This is a genomic window from Vreelandella aquamarina (assembly GCF_044805175.1).
Taxonomy (GTDB): Bacteria; Pseudomonadota; Gammaproteobacteria; order Pseudomonadales; family Halomonadaceae; genus Vreelandella; species Vreelandella aquamarina_B.
Genome location: NZ_CP085232.1, coordinates 2,767,089 through 2,783,325, shown reverse-complemented (window position 1 = coordinate 2,783,325; position 16,237 = coordinate 2,767,089). Strand labels below are relative to the sequence as shown.

The 16,237-nt window shown below is 60.5% G+C and carries 11 protein-coding genes; 4 read left to right on the top strand and 7 right to left on the bottom strand.

Annotated features, from left to right (window positions below):
- Positions 1 to 48: 48 nt before the first annotated feature.
- The 5 genes from hslU to LG300_RS12925 form a co-directional block, all read right to left on the bottom strand.
- On the bottom strand, positions 49 to 1,371 hold the full coding sequence (gene hslU / locus LG300_RS12945; protein ID WP_404375728.1) for an ATP-dependent protease ATPase subunit HslU: 1,323 nt from the start codon (positions 1,369 to 1,371) through the stop codon (positions 49 to 51).
- A 9-nt stretch (positions 1,372 to 1,380) separates the two neighbouring features.
- Complete coding sequence (hslV, locus tag LG300_RS12940; protein WP_404375727.1) at positions 1,381 to 1,914, bottom strand: ATP-dependent protease subunit HslV; 534 nt, start codon at positions 1,912 to 1,914, stop codon at positions 1,381 to 1,383.
- Between the two features lie 183 nt (positions 1,915 to 2,097).
- Positions 2,098 to 2,856 carry an SPOR domain-containing protein gene (locus tag LG300_RS12935; RefSeq protein ID WP_404375726.1) on the bottom strand — a complete coding sequence of 253 codons (759 nt, stop codon included), beginning with the start codon at positions 2,854 to 2,856 and terminating at the stop codon, positions 2,098 to 2,100.
- A 3-nt stretch (positions 2,857 to 2,859) separates the two neighbouring features.
- Positions 2,860 to 4,545, bottom strand: coding sequence for an arginine--tRNA ligase (argS, locus tag LG300_RS12930; protein WP_404375725.1), 1,686 nt, complete (start codon positions 4,543 to 4,545; stop codon positions 2,860 to 2,862).
- A gap of 144 nt (positions 4,546 to 4,689) precedes the next feature.
- A complete protein-coding gene (locus LG300_RS12925) occupies positions 4,690 to 7,071 on the bottom strand; it encodes a primosomal protein N' (protein WP_404375724.1) in 2,382 nt (793 codons plus the stop codon).
- Between the two features lie 19 nt (positions 7,072 to 7,090).
- Here LG300_RS12925 and rpmE point away from each other — a divergent pair, with 19 nt between their 5' ends.
- Both rpmE and LG300_RS12915 read left to right on the top strand, forming a co-directional pair.
- A complete protein-coding gene (rpmE, locus tag LG300_RS12920; RefSeq protein ID WP_044630499.1) occupies positions 7,091 to 7,306 on the top strand; it encodes a 50S ribosomal protein L31 in 216 nt (71 codons plus the stop codon).
- Positions 7,307 to 7,812: 506 nt separating this feature from the next.
- Positions 7,813 to 9,084 carry a malic enzyme-like NAD(P)-binding protein gene (locus LG300_RS12915; protein ID WP_404375723.1) on the top strand — a complete coding sequence of 424 codons (1,272 nt, stop codon included), beginning with the start codon at positions 7,813 to 7,815 and terminating at the stop codon, positions 9,082 to 9,084.
- A gap of 176 nt (positions 9,085 to 9,260) precedes the next feature.
- On the opposite strand, the gene LG300_RS12910 is transcribed toward LG300_RS12915, so the two are convergent.
- Positions 9,261 to 10,082, bottom strand: a complete 822-nt coding sequence (locus tag LG300_RS12910) for an acyl-CoA thioesterase (protein ID WP_404375722.1) — start codon at positions 10,080 to 10,082, stop codon at positions 9,261 to 9,263.
- Positions 10,083 to 10,193: 111 nt separating this feature from the next.
- Here LG300_RS12910 and tadA point away from each other — a divergent pair, with 111 nt between their 5' ends.
- Complete coding sequence (gene tadA / locus LG300_RS12905) at positions 10,194 to 10,646, top strand: tRNA adenosine(34) deaminase TadA (RefSeq protein WP_404375721.1); 453 nt, start codon at positions 10,194 to 10,196, stop codon at positions 10,644 to 10,646.
- Positions 10,647 to 10,657: 11 nt separating this feature from the next.
- Here the strand turns inward: tadA and mltF are convergent, their stop codons facing one another.
- Positions 10,658 to 12,124, bottom strand: coding sequence for a membrane-bound lytic murein transglycosylase MltF (gene mltF, locus LG300_RS12900; RefSeq protein WP_404375720.1), 1,467 nt, complete (start codon positions 12,122 to 12,124; stop codon positions 10,658 to 10,660).
- Between the two features lie 176 nt (positions 12,125 to 12,300).
- Here mltF and purL point away from each other — a divergent pair, with 176 nt between their 5' ends.
- Positions 12,301 to 16,227 (top strand): phosphoribosylformylglycinamidine synthase, encoded by a 3,927-nt coding sequence (gene purL, locus LG300_RS12895; protein WP_404375719.1) that lies wholly within the window; start codon positions 12,301 to 12,303, stop codon positions 16,225 to 16,227.
- Positions 16,228 to 16,237 lie beyond the last annotated feature (10 nt).

Here is a 16,237-nt window from a genome sequence, read left to right as displayed (position 1 = left end):
TGCCCACCCATGCGGACAGGCTGCCGGTGGCTATACCGATGGTAGCGCTTACAGAATATAGCGCGACAGGTCTTCGTCGACCGCCAGCTCGCCCAGTTGGGCATTGACGTAGTCGGCGTCGATCACTAAGGGGCTGTCCATATCGCCACCCTTGAACGACGCCTCTTCCAGCAGTCGCTCCATCACCGTATGCAGGCGGCGGGCGCCGATGTTCTCGGTGCCTTCGTTCACCTGCCAGGAGATTTCGGCAATCCGCTCGATGCCATCGGGAGTGAACTCAACATCCAACCCTTCGGTCGCCAGCAGCGCCTGGTATTGCTTGGTGAGCGATGCGGAAGGCTCGGTGAGAATCCGCTTGAAGTCGCCTGGTGTCAGTGCGTCTAGCTCCACGCGAATGGGTAGGCGGCCCTGCAGCTCGGGAATCAGGTCGGAAGGCCGCGACAGGTGGAAAGCACCGGAAGCGATGAACAGAATGTGGTCGGTTTTCACCATGCCGTATTTAGTCGACACCGTGGAGCCTTCGATTAGCGGCAGCAGGTCACGCTGCACGCCTTCACGGGAGACTTCGCCACCGCTGGATTGGCCGCTGCCCTTAGCCACTTTATCGATTTCATCCAGGAACACGATGCCGTGCTGTTCGACGGCTTCCACCGCGCGGGCTTTGATCTCTTCTTCGTTAACCAGCTTACCGGCCTCTTCGTCACGCAGCAGTACCAGGGCCTCTTTGACGGTGACGCGGCGCTGCTCACGCTTTTGCTGCCCCATGTTGGAGAACAAGCTCTGCAGCTGGCTGGTCATCTCCTCCATGCCCGGCGGGGTCATGATGTCGATGCCCTGGCCTTGGGACGAGATTTCGATATCGATCTCTTTATCGTCCAGCTGGCCTTCGCGCAGCTTCTTACGGAAGGCTTGGCGGGTGCCGCTCTCTTCGCGGGGTTTGTCTTCCTGTCCCCGAGGCGGCGGCAGCAGCGCGTCGAGAACGCGGTCTTCGGCGGCGTCTTCGGCGCGGTGACTCACTTCTTCTTTGGCGTGCTCGCGGACCATTTTAATGGCGGCTTCCATCAGGTCGCGGATAATCGACTCAACGTCGCGGCCCACGTAGCCCACTTCGGTGAACTTGGTGGCTTCCACCTTGATAAACGGCGCGCGGGCGAGCTTGGCTAGGCGACGGGCAATTTCGGTCTTACCAACGCCGGTGGGGCCAATCATCAGAATGTTTTTCGGCGTGACCTCCGGGCGCAGCTCGTCATCGAGCTGCATACGGCGCCAGCGGTTACGCAGGGCAATGGCCACGGCGCGCTTAGCATCCTGCTGTCCAATGATGTACTGGTCCAGCGCATGAACGATTTCGCGGGGTGTCATCTGGGTCATAAAGTGGCCTTAACGATCGTTGATGTTCAGCTCTTCGAGCGTCACGTGATGGTTGGTGAATACACAGATGTCACCGGCGATAGCGAGGGATTTTTCGGTGATTTCACGGGCGGAAAGCTCGGTGTTTTCGAGCAGTGCCCGGGCGCTGGCCTGGGCAAAGTTGCCGCCAGAACCAATGGCGATGATGCCGCGCTCCGGCTCGACCACGTCGCCGTTACCGGTAATGATCAACGAGGCGCTGTGGTCGGCGACGGCCAACAGCGCTTCCAAGCGGCGCAGGGCGCGGTCGGTGCGCCAATCTTTGGCCAGCTCAACAGCAGCTTTGGTGAGGTGGCCTTGGTACTTCTCAAGCTGTGCTTCAAAACGCTCGAACAGGGTGAAGGCATCGGCGGTGCCACCGGCGAAGCCGGCCAGCACCTTGCCACGGTAGAGGCGGCGCACTTTACTGGCATTGCCTTTCATGACGGTGTTACCAAGAGAGACTTGGCCGTCGCCTGCAAGTGCAACTTGGTTACCGCGGCGAACGGAAACAATCGTGGTCATGGAGATAACTCCTTGGGGGAGACGCGCTCCCGATGACTGATCGGCCGCTTGGCGGCCGTAAAAAAAGCGATTCACAACAAAATGCGGGCAGCCGATAAAAAATCAACCGCCCGCAAGCGAAAGCCGGCAGATAAAGCGTAGCGAGAGGCGCCGAGCGCCTTTGAAGTTAGTTCTGGAACTGAATTAGTTCTGGAGCTGAATCAGTAGCGGCTCGATGCCCTGGGTGCTCATCAGGTCCTGGGCGCGGTTGAGTTCGCGGGTATCATCGTAGGGGCCAACCTGTACTCGGTGCCACGTATCGCCATTGGCCTGCACCTCGCTGATTTGCGCCAGCAGGCTTAAATTACGTAGGCGGCTACGCAGCTGTTCGGCATCGCTTAGCTCACGAAATGACGCTGCCTGTAGCATGTAGCGGTTGGCCGCGCTGGCGGGTGCTTGCTGCACGGCGGTGGCCTGGTCGCTGGGACGTGTATTGGCCGCAATTACCTGGGCAATCGGGTCGTCTGTGCCGCTATCCTGGGTGCTGTCCGCGCTGTCGTTTTGTGCCGCCGTGTCGTTTGTAGCCTCTACGGCGGTTTCCGCGACGGCGGGCGGCGTCACGCTGGACGGAATGGCACCGCCAGGCGCGATCACTTCAGTTTCGGGAAGCAGCGTATAGAACTCAAACGTTGGCATGGCCGGTTCGGCGGGTGTTTCCGTCTGACGCGCGGCGCTGCGCTCGTCGCTACCGGCGGGTTTGGGCAGCACCGTGGCCTGGGGAGCACTGTTTTGTTCCTGCCAGGGGGCGGTGCCGTGCTGGTGTTGGGCAAGGAAGAAGCCTGCGGCTAACCCTGCAACCCCCCATAGCCAGCCAGGTACGCGCAACCCGCCGCTAGAGCGGCGGGCGGACTTGCGCTGCGTGGTGGCACCGCGGCGGGCGGGCTTATTACGCGGGCTGGCCATGAACTACATCTCCTCTGGGGCGCTAACACCCATAAGGTCGAGGCCGTTACGCAGCACTTGTCGAACAGCCAGGCCCAGCGCTAGGCGGGTGTTGCGCAGGGTGTCATCTTCTACCATCACTTTGACGGCGTTATAGCAGGTGTGGAAATCGCCGGCCAGGTCCAGCAGGTACTGGGCGACCTGCTGCGGTTCACGGTTATTGGCCGCGTGTTCGACCACCTCTGGGTAGCGGGCCAGGCGGTTAAGTACGGCTTTCTCTTGGTCGCTATCCAGCAGTGCCAGGTTGGCCATGGCGGTGGCGTGGTCGAAGGGCTGGCCCGCCTCTTCGGCTTTGCGCAGCATGCTGCATACCCGGGCGTGGGCATACTGAATGTAGTACACCGGGTTGTCGTTCGACTGGGAACGGGCGAGATCGATATCGAACGTCAGCTGGGAGTCGGCGCGGCGTGCCGCTAGGAAGAAACGCGTGGCGTCGCGGCCGACTTCGTCGATCAGGTCGCGCACGGTGACGTAGCTGCCCGCCCGCTTGGAGAGTTTCACCTCTACGCCTGAACGGGTCACCATGACCATCTGGTGTAGCACGTAGTCGGGCCAGCCTTTGGGGATACCCACTTCCAGCGCCTGCAGGCCTGCACGCACCCGCGTCACGGTGGAGTGGTGGTCGGCGCCCTGCTCATTAATCACGGTTTTAAAGCCGCGCTGCCACTTGTCCAGGTGGTACGCCACGTCGGGCAGGAAGTAGGTGTAGCCCCCTTCGCGCTTACGCATCACACGGTCTTTGTCATCACCGAAGTCGGTGGTGCGCAGCCACATGGCGCCATCTTCTTCATAGGTGTGGCCATTGGCGACCAGCTTCTCGACGGTGGCCTCGACCTTGCCATCTTCATAAAGAGAGGACTCCAGGAAGTAGACGTCAAACTCAACGCCAAAGGCTTTGAGGTCTAGATCCTGCTCGCGGCGCAGCCAGGCAACAGCAAAGGCTTGGATGGCATCCAGGTCGTCGGCGTCGGCTTTAGCGGTCACTTCCCGGTCGTCGGCGGTGACGGTCTTGCCTGCCATGTAGTCGTTGGCGACGTCGATAATGTACTCGCCACGGTAGCCATCTTCCGGCCAGTTGGCGTCGTCGGGGCCGAGGCCTTTGGTACGCGCCTGAACGGAGAGCGCCAGGTTTTTGATCTGCGCGCCCGCGTCGTTGTAGTAGAACTCACGGGTCACGTCGTAACCGGTGGCTTCCAGCAGGCGGCAGAGGCAGTCGCCAATCGCCGCGCCGCGGCCGTGACCAACGTGGAGCGGGCCGGTGGGGTTGGCGGAAACAAACTCCACCTGCACTTTTTCGCCTTTGCCAATCAGGCTGCGGCCAAAAGCATCGCCGCAGTCCAGCACTTGGGCAACGATTTGCGCGGCGGCGTCGGCGGCGGCAAAAAAGTTAATAAACCCAGGACCGGCAATCTCGGTTTTTTGAATGGCATCGCTGGCGGGCAGGGCGGCAACCAGGGTCTCGGCTAGCTCGCGGGGCTTCATGCCTGCCGGTTTGGCCAGCATCAGGGCGAGGTTGGTGGCGTAGTCGCCGTGGGCCTTGTCTTTGGTAGGGTCCACTTTGATCGTGGGCGTTAAATCGTTGGGCAGCACGCCTTGGTGCTTAAGCGCGTCAACCGCGCCTTCGAGCAGAGAAATAATCGTATCTTTCATGTAAATATCCGGATGTCGTCGGTGGCGGCGTGTGCAGGCGCCCAGGTAATGCAGCGGCAAAGCGCTCATTATCGGCAATTGGCGCGCAGTTTCAAAGCCGTATTCCCTTAGGATAGGGCCCGCGTTGGATGAAAATGCTGTCGGCTAGGCGAGGGTTTGCGGGTCGATATCAATCGACCAGCGCACTTTTCGCGCCTCGCGGTTGGCCTCAAGCCACTGCACCAGCCAGTTGGCGGCGGCGTGGCGATGGCTGCGTTTGTCCGCCGCCAGCATGACATGCAGATGGTAGCGGTTCTGGCGGCGCTCCATAGGCGCAGGCACCGGCCCCAGGCAGCGCACCGGCACATTGGCGTCCTTCAACCACTGGCGTAGCGCCTGGGCGGCCTGCTGGGCCAGCGCTAGGGCGGCGTGCTCTTGGGGGCTTTCGACACGCAGTAGGGCCATAAAGCTGAACGGTGGCAGTTTGGCAATGCGGCGCTCTTCCAGCAGGTTGCGGGCCAGCGCGCCGTAGCCATGTTCGGCCAGTTGGCCTAGATGTGGGTCATCCGGGTGGAGGGTTTGCACCAGCACCCGGCCAGGGTGGGCGGCGCGGCCCGCGCGCCCCGCCACTTGCTCCAAGAGCTGTGCGCTGTGCTCCAGGGCGCGGAAGTCCGCCGCGTAGAGGCCGCCATCGGCGTTGACCACCACCACCAAGGTGACGTGGGGCAGGTGGTGGCCTTTGGCAAGCATCTGCGTGCCTACCAGCAGGCAGGGTTCGCCGCGCTGGATCTCTTTGAGCACCTGTTCAAAGCTCTCTTTTTTGCGCGTGCTGTCGCGGTCGATACGGTGAACGGTGGTGTCAGGAAACAGCCCTTGTAGCGTCTCCTCGGTGCGTTCGGTGCCGCTACCGAGGGCGCGGAGGTCTCCGCTGCCGCACTCTGGGCAGGCATCCGGCAGCGCTCGGCGGCTATCGCAGTGGTGGCAGGCCAGTAGCGGCGGCTGGCGGTGTAGCGTCATACGCGCATCGCACTGGCCGCACTCTGCCATCCAGCCGCAGCTATGGCAGGCTAGGCTCGGCGCAAAGCCACGCCGGTTGATAAACACCAGCGCCTGCTTGCCTGCGGAGAGGGTGCTTTTGATGGCTTTGATGGCCCCCGGCAGCAGCCCGCCCTGGCGGCGCTGGTGGCGCAGGTCGATCAGTTCCAGCTTGGCCGGTGGGTGGCGGCTGGGCCGCTGGGTAAGGCGCAGGTGGCGGTAAGCGCCGGACAGCGCTTGCTGCAGGCTTTCCAGCGAGGGCGTTGCACTGCCCAACAGCAGCGGAATACCGTGGTAGTGCGCCCTGGCAACGGCGAGATCGCGGGCGTGGTAGCGCAGCCCATCGTGCTGTTTATAAGAGCCGTCGTGCTCTTCATCGACGATGATCGCGCCGGGGTTCGCTAGCGGTGTAAAAATGGCCGAGCGGGTGCCGATGATCACCAGCGCGCGGCCGCTGGCGGCGGCTTCCCAGACATCCAGGCGCTCCGGGTCAGTGAGCGCAGAGTGCAGTGCCACCACCGGCACGCGAAAGCGGCTTTTAAACCGCGCCAGGGTTTGCGGCGTGAGACCAATTTCGGGCACCAATACCAAGGATTGCTTTCCTTTGGCAGCGAGCGCTTCGATGAGCTGCAGGTAAATCTCGGTTTTGCCGCTGCCGGTGACGCCTTCCAGCAAACAGGGGTGGTAGCCGTCGAGCTTTTCATGCAGCACGGCGAGTGCCGTGGCCTGCTCGCGATTCAGCGGTAGCGATGGCGAGGCGAGTAGGCTACCGCTGGTAGGCTGGGTGGCGGTCAGGGTGATCTCTTGGGACTGGGCAAAGCCCTTTTTTTGCAGCGCTAATAGCTGCTCCCGGGTGAAGCCGTGGGCGCTCACGGCACGGCCTGGCAGCCCGTGGGGGTGCTGGCGCAGCAGGGCGTAAAGCGCCGTCTGCTTGGGCGCGCGTGCCAGCGCTGTTTCATCGTTGGGTAGTGCCAGCCACAGAGTTTGGGTACGCCCCTCCATAGGGTGACCCTGACGCAGCCTAGCGGGCATGGCGTGCTGCATGGTATCGCCCAGGCTGTGCTGGTAATAACGCGCCGCAAAATGGCACAGCCACTGCCAGTCGCTGGGCAGAGGGGCGTCATCCAACGCTTCGCTAATAGCGCGTAGCTGGGAGCGGGGGAGCTCGCTGCCGGTAGCAAGCGACACCACCACGCCCACCACTTCCCGGCGGCCAAACGGCACCCGCACTCGCAGCCCCGGTTGCCAGCCACAGGCGGGCGCGCGCGGCGCGGGTAGGTAGTCAAATAAGCGGCGCAGCGGCGAGGGCAGCGCCACCTTTAGCACCTGAAAAGCGCCTTGAGGCAGCCTCGATGTAGGGGGCTGGGAAGAAACAGAATCGGACAATTGGCCTCCGGCGATTAGTTTGCTAGAATGCGCGGCCGCTCTGAATCTATCGGATGGGGCGGTTAACCGGTTAGCAGTTTTTTCAAACCCGTATGCGGTGCCTGGCAACGGATCAGGTGGCGGCATATAGCTCATGAGGCTCAAGATGAAACAAGGTATCCACCCGAATTACAACACGGTCACCGCCAACTGTTCTTGCGGTGCAAGCTTCCAGGTTGGTTCTACCTCTGGTCAGGACTTCTCTCTGGACGTGTGCTCCAACTGCCACCCGTTCTACACTGGTAAGCAGAAGCAAGCGACCACTGGTGGCCGCGTAGAGCGCTTCAACAAGCGTTTCGGCGCTGCAATCAAGCGCGGCTAATCCTAACGGATTCAGCCTATCGCAGGCACACCTTGTGCTCTGTGCAAAAGCCCACGCCACGGCGTGGGCTTTTTGTCCCTAAAGGACTACTCTTTTTACTAGCATTATTTTTAATAACGTTTTTGCTGCCATAAGCACACTCTGCTGCTTGTTCAAGACGCGTTGCCTTTTTAGCACGGCTTATCTCAGCTCCTTTTGCTACTTTTCTTGTTACTTTCCCGCTACTTTCTCCACAGGTTGTTTGCGCCAACCGGGTGTGGATAACTGTTTTTGGCATTGTTGTTGGAATTTATTTCCAAAAATAATGCGCTGCATCAATAAGGAAACCTTTATAGCTGATGGTGCGAAGCATAAGTTGCAGCAAATAATAGGGAAAAGTTGCGAAGTTGAGGGAAACGTAGCTAAAACGGGCGTTTTTTAGGTGAGTTGACTACGTGCTTGAGGCGCCTAGGTTTTTTCTATATTCTGATAAAACTTTTCTACTTTAGATTGATTGGACCTTGACCATGACGGATGCAAATAAGCAGGCAGCTTTGGATTATCACGCTAAACCGATCCCCGGTAAGCTTTCCGTGGAGTTGACCAAGCCCACAGCAACAGCGCGGGATTTGGCGCTAGCGTATAGCCCAGGCGTTGCTGAACCGGTTCGTGAAATCGCGCGCGAAGCGGAAAATGCTTACCGTTATACCGGCAAAGGCAACCTGGTCGCGGTGATTTCGGACGGCAGCGCTATTCTTGGCCTGGGTAACCTTGGCCCGCTGGCTAGCAAGCCGGTCATGGAAGGTAAAGGCGTGTTATTCAAGTGCTTTGCGGGCATTAACTCGGTGGATATCGAAGTAGACGCCGAAAGCCCGCAGGCGTTTATCGATACCGTTGCCCGCATTGCCGATACCTGGGGCGGCATTAACCTGGAAGATATTAAAGCGCCTGAGTGTTTCGAGATCGAAAAAGCACTGATTGAGCGCTGCAATATTCCGGTGTTTCACGATGACCAGCACGGCACCGCGATTGTGACGGCGGCGGGCATGCTCAACGCTCTGGATATCGCGGGCAAACGTATCGAAGAGGTGAAGATTGTCTGCATGGGGGCAGGGGCAGCGGCGATTGCCTGTATGCGCCTACTGATCTCTTGCGGTGCCAAAAAAGAGAATCTGGTGATGCTGGATCGTCGCGGTGTCATTCACACCGACCGCGATGGCATCAACGAATACAAGGCTGAGTTCGCCCGCGATACTGACATGCGCACGCTAGACGATGCCATCGACGGTGCCGATGTGTTTATCGGCCTCTCTGGCCCAGGCCTGCTCTCTGCTGAGCAAGTGAAAAAAATGGCCGCTGACCCGGTGATTTTCGCCTGCACCAACCCCGACCCGGAAATTCACCCGGACGTGGCTCGCGAAGCGCGCCCGGATGTGATCATGGCCACCGGCCGCTCGGATTTCCCGAACCAGGTGAACAACGTGCTGGGCTTCCCGTTCATCTTCCGTGGTGCGTTGGATGTGCGCGCAACGCGTATTAATGAAGCCATGAAGCTGGCCGCCGTTCACGCGCTGAAAGATCTGGCCCGTGAGCCGGTTCCCCAGGAAGTGCTGAACGCCTACGAGCGTACCGAGATGAGCTTTGGCCGCGAATACATTATCCCCACGCCGGTAGATATCCGCCTGCTGGCGCGTGTGTCATCAGCAGTGGCCCAGGCAGCGGTAGACTCTGGTGTGGCCCGCAAGCCTTACCCAGCTCACTACCCGCTGAAAACTATTAATGATGTGTATGGTGGGTAATTAACAAGGCCACTTAGGTCAGGACAGCCCGTAACGGGGGTCTTTCGCCATGGATGGCGAAAGTAGCGCCCAAGGATGGGTTTACAGCGCCCCCGTCTAGGGTTGTGCTGACCGGTATTTTACAACGCCCGCGGACTGCGGGCGTTGCTGTTTTTAGAGGTGTTCAGGGCAGAGGTTCAAGACTGCGGATAGCGCACCAACCCCTCCTGCGCTGTGGAAGCGACTAAACGCCCATCGCGGCGGTAGATATGGCCCCAAGCCAAGCCCCGTGCACCGCCGGTCCAGGGGGAGTCGATGGCGTAGAGCAGCCACTCATCTAGCCGCGTATCTTCGTGCAACCAAATCGCATGGTCGAGGCTCGCAATGCGCAGTTTTGGGTCAGTGTACTTGATGCCATGAGGAATCAGCCCGGTGGTCAGCAGGTTGAAATCTGACGCATAAGAGAGCAGATGGCGATGCAGCGCCGGGTCATCCGGCAGCGGCCCGCCGGCAAAGCGGAACCATAGGCTCTGGCCAGCGGGGGAAGCGCTGTCCGGGTTGTCCTTCAAGTGTAAAAACTCGATGGGATGGCCAGGGAAGCGTGCGTGCTTGGCATCGCCGCTCTCAATCAATGCTTCCGGCGTGGGCACCTGGGGCATGGCTCGCTGATGGCTAATGCTCTCCTCAGTGCTCTGGAAAGAGGCGCTGCAGAAGAAAATCGGCCGCCCTTTCTGAATAGCCGTCACCCGCCGGGTGGTAAAGCTGCCGCCATCGCGGATGGTGTCGACCTGGTACACCACCGGGCGGTGTGGGTCTCCAGGGCGCAAAAAGTAGCCATGCTGGGAGTGAGGGCGGCGCTTTTCGGGAACCGTTCGGGCTGCTGCTGCTAGCGCTTGCCCCAATACCTGGCCGCCATATAGCTGAGGAAAGCCCAAATCCTGGCTTTGGCCGCGAAATAGTGTCTCTTCAAGGGTTTCAAGCTCTAACAAGCTAACCAGTGACTTCAGCGCATCGTTCATTCTCTGTATCCTTGGTGCTGTCTGTTTTCTCGCCGATGATTGCAAGTATACCTAGTGCGGCCATCACGCTATTAAAACGATCGTTTTGCTACCTTAGCGGAGTTTACCCCGATGCGCAGCGATGAATTTTACATGCACCGCGCCATGGATCAGGCGCACCTGGCGTTTGCTGCAGGGGAAGTGCCGGTGGGGGCGGTGGTGGTGGATGCCCAAGGGGAGATCATTGGCGCGGGCCACAACGCCCCGCGGGCAAGCTGCGACCCCAGTGGCCACGCCGAGGTGCGTGCCCTGCGTGATGCGGGGCAGCGGCTGGGTAACTATCGCTTAGAGGGTTGCACGCTGTTTGTTACCCTGGAGCCCTGCATGATGTGCGCGGGCACCATGGTACATGCGCGCATTGCCCGTGTGGTGTACGGTGCGCCCGAGCCACACACCGGCATGGTGGAATCAAAAGCCAACCTGCTTGCCCAGCCCTGGTTCAACCACCAGATCGCGGTAACGGGTGGCGTGCTGGCTGCGCCTGCCAAAAAGCTGCTCAAGCAGTTCTTCGCCGAAAAACGATAGCTCGCTACTGCTTACTCATCAATTGGTGGAATGATATCGAACAGCAGCAGTGGCTCTTCGCTGTTGGGCGTTTGCTCTAGCTGAAAAAACTGCTGCCGACTACGCTCCACGTACTTAATCATCTCGTAATAGCGACGAATGTTGCGCACGTAGATCACCGGCTCGCCGCCACGGGCGTAGCCGTGGCGGGTTTGGCTATGCCACTCCCGCTCCTGCAACAGTGGGAGCGCTACGCGAACGTCTTGCCAGCTATCCGGGTCGCCCCCGCGCATTTCGGCAATTTTACGGGCGTCATAAAGATGACCAAGCCCTACGTTATAGGCCGCCATGGCCATATAGAGCCGGTCGTCTCCGGTAATGCTCTCTGGCAGGCGATCTTTAATACTGCGCAAGTAACGCGCGCCGCCATCAATACTTTGCGCGGCATCGGTGCGGTCGGCCACGCCCATTTCACTGGCCGTGGGGTTGGTTAACATCATCAGGCCGCGCACCCCGGTGGGGGAGACGGCCGTCGGGTCCCAGTGCGACTCCTGGTAGCCAACGGCGGCCAGCAGTTTCCAGTCAAAACCGGTGTCCCGGGCAGCCTGCTTAAATAGCTCGGTGTAATCGGGTAGTCGCTCGTCCAGGTGCTCTAGGAAAGTGCGCGTGCCTACATACTCAAGATAGTCATCGTGGCCAAAGTAGCGGCTCACGAGCTGGTCAAGCGTGCCGTTCTCCTGTAGCTCCTGCAGAAACCGATTGGCGGCCTCTAACAGCCCCAGCCCGCGGCCGCTGGGCACCGCCCAGACCAGAGAGAGCGGCTCGCCTAAAAAGAAGCCGCGCTCAACATTAGGAAAGAACAAGCGGTTTAAGCGGAATTGATGATCAAAAATAATCGCCGCATCCAAGGTGCCACTCTCTACCCGTGCCAGTAGCTCGGCCACTTCAAGCTCGTGGGACTCTTTCCAAGTGAGGCTGGGGTAGTCTCGCTGCAGCGAAAGCAACGCTTGACTCGTGCCCGCTTCGCTTAGCGTACCAAGCTCTAGGCCGACGAGGTCTTCTGGCCCATCAATGCCGTGAAGCCCGCGGCGATACACCACCAGCGGCTGCATCTGAATAATGGAGCGGGTGTAGTGGATACCTGGTGAATCCGCCAGCAGGGGCAGGGCGGCAGCGCCTAGGTCGCCCTGCTCGCGCACGGCAGGCAGCACGCTTTCCGGGTGGTGGCTCGCGTTTAGGTTAAGGCTGACCCCTAAGTAGTCTGCAAAGCGGTGCATCAGCTCATACTCGAAGCCGGTAGGCCCATGCCGCCCTTCGTAATAGGTGGTGGGGGTGTTGCGGGTATGAATCGTGATGAACTCTTTTGCGTTAATTTGCGCTAAATGCTCACCACTTGGCACCGACGGGCTGCGCGGTACCAAAATAAGTAAAAGTGTCGCGATTATCGCGAAATAGACCCGGTAATAGGGCACAAAATGTCGGCAAATCAACGTCGGCATGGCGTCTTGTCGGCATGGAACAAGCTGTCACGATACCCAGCCTGCTAGACGCTGTCACCTTGTTGATTTCGTGTGGCCGCCGCTTTCCAGTATCATAGGGCAAAGTCCGTGTGATGGCCGCTTTGCGGTCCGGTGATTTCCTGCTCGAACTCTCCCTGCTTTAGAGGCTCCCAGATATGCTCGAACTGCGAGGCGCACCCGCCCTTTCCGCCTTCCGCCATGAACGGCTGTTAACGGTGTTGCGTGACCGTGTTCCAGAGGTGGAGGCACTGTCTGCCCATTACGTCCACTTCATCGACCACCACGAAGAGCTCGATCATGCCGCCCAGGAGCGGTTGGCGAAGCTGCTGGAGTACGGCAGCCGCGAACACCAAGAGCACCCCGACAACGCTCAGCGTTTTCTGGTCGTCCCGCGTTTGGGCACCCAGTCACCGTGGTCCTCTAAAGCAACCGATATTGCCCATAACTGTGGGTTAAACCAGATCAACCGCATTGAGCGCGGTGTGGATTACCGGGTAGGGCTGCGCGGCGCGCCCAGCGCTGAACAGCTGGAAGCCATTAGCGCGCTGCTGCACGACCGCATGACCGAGAACGTGCTGGCCGACGTAGCCGATGCCAACAAGCTATTCGCCCACCACTCGCCGGCACCGTTGGGTAGTGTGGATATTCTGGAAGGCGGCCGCGATGCGCTTGTGACCGCTAACCGTGAGCTGGGCCTTGCGCTGGCGGATGATGAGGTCGACTACCTCGTTGAGGCCTTTATCGAGCTAGGTCGCAACCCTAGCGATGTGGAGCTGATGATGTTCGCCCAGGCGAACTCAGAGCACTGCCGACACAAAATCTTCAACGCGGACTGGATCATCGACGGCGAAGCCCAGAGCCACTCGCTGTTCAAGATGATCAAGAACACCTTCGCCACCTCGCCGGATAACGTGCTCTCCGCCTACAGCGATAATGCGGCGGTGATCAAAGGCAGCCACGGCGGACGCTTCTTCCCCACGCCGCTCACCGGTGCCGAGGGCGAGCGGGCCAGCTACGATGCCCACCAAGAGCCGATCCACATTCTGATGAAGGTGGAAACCCACAACCACCCCACGGCCATTGCACCGTTCCCTGGTGCGGCCACCGGCTCCGGCGGTGAGATCCGTGACGAAGGCGCGACCGGTATCGGCGGCAAGCCGAAAGCGGGTCTGGCGGGCTTTACCGTCTCTAACCTGCGGATTCCTGAGTTTGTCCAGCCCTGGGAAGCCTTCGACTACGGTAAGCCCGAGCGTATGCAGTCGGCCCTGCAAATTATGTTGGATGGCCCGATTGGCGGCGCCGCGTTCAACAACGAGTTTGGCCGCCCCAACCTGACCGGCTACTTCCGCACCTACGAGCAGGATGCGCTGAGCGAAGGCGGCATTGAGCGTCGCGGCTACCACAAGCCGATCATGATTGCCGGTGGCTACGGCAACATTCGCGCGCAACACGTGCAAAAAGGCGAGATCCCGGTCGGCGGTAAGCTGATCGTCATGGGCGGCCCGGCGATGCTGATCGGCCTGGGCGGCGGTGCGGCGTCCAGCATGGCGTCCGGTGAGTCCAGCGCGGATTTGGATTTCGCCTCCGTTCAGCGGGAAAACCCGGAAATTGAGCGCCGTGCCCAAGAAGTTATCGATCGCTGCTGGGCGCTGGGTGAGAAAAACCCGATTCGCTTCATTCACGACGTAGGCGCAGGCGGGCTGTCTAACGCCCTGCCGGAACTGGTAAAAGACGGCAACCGTGGCGGTCTGTTTGACCTGCGTGCGGTACCCAATGCCGAGCCAGGCATGAGCCCGCTGGAAATCTGGTGTAACGAAGCTCAGGAGCGCTATGTACTGGCCGTTGCCCCAGAGGATCTCGACACCTTCGACGCCCTGTGCAAGCGCGAGCGCTGCCCCTACGCGGTAGTGGGCGAAGCCCAGGCAGAGCACTACCTGGAAGTGCGCGACGGCCATTTCGAGACCAAGCCCGTTGATCTACCCATGAGCGTGCTGTTTGGCAAGCCGCCGAAGATGACACGCTCTTTCGAGCGCCAAACGCCCGAACTCTCCGGTGTCATGCTCGATAACCTGGACCTGCGCGAAGCAATGGACCGAGTGCTGCGCCTGCCCACGGTGGCCTCGAAAAGCTTCCTGATTACCATTGGCGACCGCTCGATTACCGGCCAAGTGGCTCGCGACCAGATGGTCGGCCCCTGGCAGGTGCCGGTGGCCGACGTAGCGGTCACCACCGCCAGCTTCGACACCCATGCCGGTGAAGCCATGGCCATGGGCGAGCGCCCGCCGGTGGCGCTCATCAACCCCGCCGCTAGCGCACGCTTAGCGGTGGCCGAAGCAATTACCAACCTCGCGGCTGCGCCGATTGCCAAGCTCTCGGATATCAAGCTCTCCGCCAACTGGATGAGCGCCGCCGACCACCCCGGTGAAAACCAGGCGCTGTACGACGCGGTTCATGCCGTCGGCATGGAGCTATGCCCGGCGCTGGGGATTGCCGTGCCGGTGGGTAAGGACTCCATGTCCATGCGGACCGCGTGGCAAGAGGGCGACGATGCCGAAGAGAAGAGCATTACCTCGCCGCTGTCGCTAGTGGTCACAGGTTTTGCGCCGGTGACTGACGCGCTGGCAACGCTGACGCCGCAGATCAACCTGGAGCAGGACGAGTCCGACCTGATTTTGATTGATCTGGGTAACGGCCAGAACCGCCTTGGCGGCTCGGCGCTGGCGCAGGTCTATGGTCAGGTGGGCGATGAATGCCCTGATGTGGACGACCCGGAAGATCTGAAAGCGTTTTTCGAAGTGGTCCAAGGTCTGAACCGCGACGGCAAGCTATTGGCTTACCACGATCGCAGCGATGGCGGCCTGCTGGTGACGCTGCTGGAGATGGCCTTTGCAGGGCACGCAGGGCTTGAGATCAAGCTCGACTGGCTGATTGATGAGCCGGTGGAGGCCTTCAACGCGCTGTTCTCCGAAGAGCTTGGGGCGGTGATCCAGGTAAGCCGTGAGCACACCGAAGAGGTGCTGACCCAGTTCGCCATGGCCGGTATCGAAACCTGCGGCGTGATTGCCCGCCCGCGCTACGACGACCAAGTACGCGTCACGCTGTTTGAAGAGCCGCTGCTGGAAACCACACGTCAACTGACTCAGCGTACCTGGGCCGAAACCAGCTACCGCATGCAGGCGCTGCGGGATAATCCCGAATGCGCGAAGAACGAGTTCGATAACCTGCTCGACGTTCGCGACCCGGGCCTTAGCGCCGCGCCCACCTTCGATATCAACGACGATATCAGCGCGCCGTATATCAACACCACCAAGCCTGCGGTGGCCGTGTTGCGCGAGCAGGGCGTCAATGGTCAGGTAGAGATGGCCTGGGCCTTCCACAAAGCGGGCTTCGATGCGGTGGATGTGCACATGAGCGACATCCTGGAAGGCCGTGTCTCCCTGGAGGAGTTCAAAGGCCTGGTGGCCTGTGGTGGCTTCTCCTACGGCGATGTGCTGGGCGCAGGCGGCGGCTGGGCGAAGTCAGTGCTGTTCAATGAGCGCGCCCGCGAGCAGTTTGAAGCGTTCTTCACCCGTGACGACAGCTTCTCGCTGGGCGTATGTAACGGCTGTCAGATGCTCTCGCAGCTCAAAACGCTGATCCCCGGTGCGGAAAATTGGCCCGCTTTTGTACGCAACGAGTCCGAGCAGTTCGAGGCCCGCGTTTCCATGGTTCGGGTCGAGAAGAGCCCCTCGATTCTGCTGGCGGGCATGGAAGGCTCCAAGCTGCCCATCGCCGTTGCCCACGGGGAAGGCCGCGCCGAGTTCCGCGATACGGCCCATTTGCGTAGTATGCAGTCGAGCAGCCAGGTTGCCCTGCGCTACATCGACAACTACGGCCAAGTGACCACCCGCTATCCGGCCAACCCCAATGGCTCGCCGTCAGGCATTACCGGCCTGACCACGCCGGATGGCCGCGTGACGATCATGATGCCCCACCCGGAGCGGGTGACCCGTGCGGTCACCAACTCCTGGCGTCCGGCGGAGTGGACCGAAGATGGCGCGTGGCTGCGTCTATTCCGCAACGCGCGGGTATGGCTGGGCTAACGTCATGTGA

Excerpts from the sequence above, each read along its gene's own strand:
- hslU (WP_404375728.1), bottom strand. The coding sequence starts at position 1,371 with ATGACCCAGATGACACCCCGCGAAATCGTTCATGCGCTGGACCAGTAC.
- hslV (WP_404375727.1), bottom strand. The coding sequence starts at position 1,914 with ATGACCACGATTGTTTCCGTTCGCCGCGGTAACCAAGTTGCACTTGCA.
- LG300_RS12935 (WP_404375726.1), bottom strand. The coding sequence starts at position 2,856 with ATGGCCAGCCCGCGTAATAAGCCCGCCCGCCGCGGTGCCACCACGCAG.
- argS (WP_404375725.1), bottom strand. The coding sequence starts at position 4,545 with ATGAAAGATACGATTATTTCTCTGCTCGAAGGCGCGGTTGACGCGCTT.
- LG300_RS12925 (WP_404375724.1), bottom strand. The coding sequence starts at position 7,071 with ATGCCGCCACCTGATCCGTTGCCAGGCACCGCATACGGGTTTGAAAAA.
- rpmE (WP_044630499.1), top strand. The coding sequence starts at position 7,091 with ATGAAACAAGGTATCCACCCGAATTACAACACGGTCACCGCCAACTGT.
- LG300_RS12915 (WP_404375723.1), top strand. The coding sequence starts at position 7,813 with ATGACGGATGCAAATAAGCAGGCAGCTTTGGATTATCACGCTAAACCG.
- LG300_RS12910 (WP_404375722.1), bottom strand. The coding sequence starts at position 10,082 with ATGAACGATGCGCTGAAGTCACTGGTTAGCTTGTTAGAGCTTGAAACC.
- tadA (WP_404375721.1), top strand. The coding sequence starts at position 10,194 with ATGCGCAGCGATGAATTTTACATGCACCGCGCCATGGATCAGGCGCAC.
- mltF (WP_404375720.1), bottom strand. The coding sequence starts at position 12,124 with ATGCCGACGTTGATTTGCCGACATTTTGTGCCCTATTACCGGGTCTAT.
- purL (WP_404375719.1), top strand. The coding sequence starts at position 12,301 with ATGCTCGAACTGCGAGGCGCACCCGCCCTTTCCGCCTTCCGCCATGAA.